General features: G+C 42.4%; 2 protein-coding genes and 2 pseudogenes. All 4 read right to left on the reverse strand.

Features of this window, described 5'->3' with window-relative positions:
• Nucleotides 1–414: 414 nt before the first annotated feature.
• Nucleotides 415–1,302 (reverse strand): annotated as a pseudogene (locus EWV84_RS22675) (IS30 family transposase).
• 124 nt (nt 1,303–1,426) lie between these two features.
• On the reverse strand, nt 1,427–1,885 hold the full coding sequence (locus EWV84_RS22680; protein WP_287080264.1) for a DUF29 domain-containing protein: 459 nt from the start codon (nt 1,883–1,885) through the stop codon (nt 1,427–1,429).
• Between the two features lie 77 nt (nt 1,886–1,962).
• Nucleotides 1,963–2,076: pseudogene (locus tag EWV84_RS23195) on the reverse strand (IS30 family transposase); the annotation flags it as partial.
• A gap of 271 nt (nt 2,077–2,347) precedes the next feature.
• Nucleotides 2,348–2,523: zinc ribbon domain-containing protein (locus tag EWV84_RS22690; protein WP_287080267.1), on the reverse strand; the 176-nt coding region annotated here is incomplete at its 5' end.

Below are 2,523 nucleotides of genomic sequence, written 5' to 3' on the forward strand. Positions count from 1 at the left end.
TGTAAACACTGAGCTTTTACATTGAGCCTGTCGAAATGTCGTGCTTTGCTGTTTTATACTGGTCGGGGTTTCATCCCGTCGCTAAAAGCGAGGGTCTTCACCCCGACATTCAAGATAAATTATGATGATCTCACCTTCAATCTCTTTGCGCCCAAAGGACACCTCCCCAATTTAAATCTAGATGATGGAGTGGGTTTGGGGTGGGGGTTTCTTCTGTCATGCCTAAACCCGTAACCTCTGGTGTGTAGCCATTTCAGTCCACTCGTCAAGTCTAATTTGGAAAGTTTTAATCACGAAACTGGAGTTTTGATAGACTTTGGATATCCAACAAAGTGAGTAATTGAAATACCAGTATTTGACTTTGCCAGTTAATGTTTATTGGAGTTCAAAAAAGTGACTTATATATTGGCCGATTCAAGTCTGAATTGCATCACTATCTGATCCACCTTTATAGAATACCTCATTGGGGGTTTGATAGTCAAGACATTTTCGAGGACGATTGTTAATCAAGTTTACGGCTCTTTCCACCTCCTCTGGCTTAACGATTTTAAAATTCGTTCCCTTGGGGAAAAATTGTCCTAACAGTCCATTGGTATGCTCGTTTAATCCCCTCTCCCACGAATGATAAGGAGTAGCACTCATAAAAATCTGCTCCTAGTTTCTTCACGAGACTCTTGATGTCCACAAAATTCTTTAACCTTGTCACAAGTAAAGGTTTTTCTTTTGTCAGGGTGAATCTCTTGGAAAAGTTTTTCTGTGACTCTATTGATTTCCGATGCGGTAACGAGAACTCCTAGATGATTGCCTCCAATCATTCTGTCACTTTCCCAATGACCGATTTCGGTTTTCTGGTCAGCAATTGCTGGTCGCTCGCTGTTATCTACACGCCAGGTCATCCCTCCACGCTTACTTTTTGCTCCATTTCGACTCTTTCTTTTTCCTCGTCCTTGACGTAGGTATTCTTGATATTTTCCACTGATAGATGGTTTCATGACTGAGCGATTCTTGACCAGCTTTTTTCAGACGACCTGCTATTTGTTCGGGACTATGATAATCTTTCAATCCGTCTTTCACCAACTCTAAGGCTGACTCGCTGACATTTTTAAAGGGTTGTTTGGCATTTTTTCGGCGCGTCTCGCTTTCAGCTTGTGCTGTGTCAGGTAGATAGCAGCCTAGGGAACTTTGATTCCTTCTTAATTCTCGTGATATCGTGCTTTGATGACATCCGAGCCAGACGGCCATTTGCCGTTGAGATAAATTTCCCTCCTGACTAAGTTGGTAGAGCAAGTTTCTTTGTTCTATGTTAAGACGTTTTCAGCTCATTTTTGGGTCTGATTTGTGTTTGTTAATGATCAGACAGTACCTGATGAGCCTTTCTTTGTCAACTCTTGAGGTTGATGCGTTTCATTTTTGAATTGGCGATTGATTAAGGTAAAAAATCAAAATCAAGTATTTCAATTTCCGTAAAAGGGCAACTTTCAGGAAAAGTAGCTAGAGGTAAGTTAGTTTCTTTTGCTGCTAATTTACAAGCCAGCTGGTAAGACTCATCAAAAATAGTGGGAAGATAGCTTTTATGGAGACTAGGACTATCCCTAAACAGGATGAACAATTGACGGCGTTGTTCGTTAATTGTTGAGAGCCAACTGTTAGACTGTCTTGCCGGTTGGTATTTCCCTTTAAGTAAATGAATTAATAAAACGACCAATCGGTTAAAAACCTCCCTCTTACTACTTTTCCCCATGTCCTCAATTTCTTCAATTAGGTTATCCAAATCCAGTAGTTCAAAAGAGCGATCGCGTAATAATTTGACTGTTGTTTCTAACCACTGCTGATAGTCATGTTCATAAAGAAAAGGAGTAACAGGTCTGGCTAATTGATTAGTCATTGTTTTAGTTAGATAAGTATTATATGGCCAATTCAAGTTTGAAGTGCACCAGTACCTGACTGACTAAAGAATACCTCCTAAGGGGTGCGATAGTCAAGGGCTTTTCGGGGTCGATAGTTGATTAAATCCGTCACTCGATCTACCTCAGCTTGTTTGACGATTTTGAAATTTGTCCCTTTCGGGAAAAACTGCCCCACCCGATTAGGAATTAGGCATCGTTTCTGATTCTGGTTGCCGCGACGTTGCCTTTGACGGTGAGAATGGCGGAGATTGTGAGCGTAGATGCCCATTCCCTGATAGTTCCGGTAAATCATCTGATGGATGGTCTTATGGCTCATCGTTAGCTTCCCGAACCGCTGGAGACAACCGGCTATCTGTTCAGGGCTGTGATAGTCTTTCAACCTTGACTGGACTTCCTCATTGACATCCTCACCACCGTAAACGGACGGTGATTCCCAAACCTCACGATTTGGGTTTCTGCTTCTTTCCCTTGAGGGGTTCCGCACCTGCCGCCCCAGTTTTACTCTGTTCTGGTCTTATGGTCGCTCTACAGACTGACACCGCAAGTCCTGCGGCCAAAATGTTTTTACTAGCGTTAATATCTCGGTCATGGTGTGTCCCACAGTCTGGACAGTCCC

Origin of the sequence: Microcystis sp. M_QC_C_20170808_M3Col, from assembly GCF_007095505.1 — a bacterium.
Taxonomy (GTDB): domain Bacteria; phylum Cyanobacteriota; class Cyanobacteriia; order Cyanobacteriales; family Microcystaceae; genus Microcystis.

Coding starts and splice junctions, on each gene's coding strand:
- EWV84_RS22680 (WP_287080264.1), bottom strand. CDS start 1,885: ATGACTAATCAATTAGCCAGACCTGTTACTCCTTTTCTTTATGAACAT.